This window comes from Actinomadura sp. BRA 177 (assembly GCF_013372625.1).
Taxonomy (GTDB): Bacteria; Actinomycetota; Actinomycetes; order Streptosporangiales; family Streptosporangiaceae; genus Spirillospora.
This window is the reverse complement of record NZ_JABXFD010000047.1, coordinates 1-582: the sequence shown is the minus strand read 5'-3', so window position 1 is coordinate 582 and position 582 is coordinate 1. Positions and strand designations below refer to the sequence as shown.

Genomic DNA, 582 nt, shown 5'->3' with positions numbered 1-582 from the left:
TGTTTTTTTTGTTTTTTTTCTGTGTTCTGCGACTCCCTTGTTCTTCCCTATCCTCTTCGTCGGCAGGCGTCAGATGTTTTTATGAGCCAGTGCTCTTCGTGGTCTTCTTCGGCTTGGCGGAGCTGGTCTTCTTCGGCGTGGGCTTCGGTGTCGGCGTCGGCGTGGGGCTCTTCGGGGTGAGCGCCTCGCGCAGGTTGCCGAGGTTGCACTTCCAGTTCTCGATCGTGGTCTCGGGGTCGACGCCCTTCTTGCACTGCTCCGCCGCCGCGGCGCCCGGCGCCGGGGCGGCGAGCACCAGGACGAGGGCGCCCGCCGAGACCGCCGCCGAAGCCGAACCGAGCCGCCTGAGCCGCTGGGGCATGTCGTCCTCCACCCGATGCCGTGCCTGAGAACCCGCTACTGCCTGACCCTTGTTGACATCGTGTCCCATACGGGGCCGTCCGTAAACCGCGACACGGGGGTTTCTTTACCCGGCCGCGGTCTCACTGGACGACGAGCGTCGCGAGCCGGGTGCGCCGCGGCGGCGCCGCGTCCTCGCGGACGGCCCTGGCCAGCGCGGGCCCGGCCGCCGGCACGCATCAA

At 67.5% G+C, this 582-nt stretch carries 1 protein-coding gene; it reads right to left on the bottom strand.

From position 1 onward, the window contains the following. Nucleotides 1–79: 79 nt before the first annotated feature. The gene (locus HUX53_RS00210; protein WP_176401132.1) at nt 80–361 is read right to left on the bottom strand and encodes a hypothetical protein; all 282 of its coding nucleotides are present in this window, start codon (nt 359–361) and stop codon (nt 80–82) included. Nucleotides 362–582 lie beyond the last annotated feature (221 nt).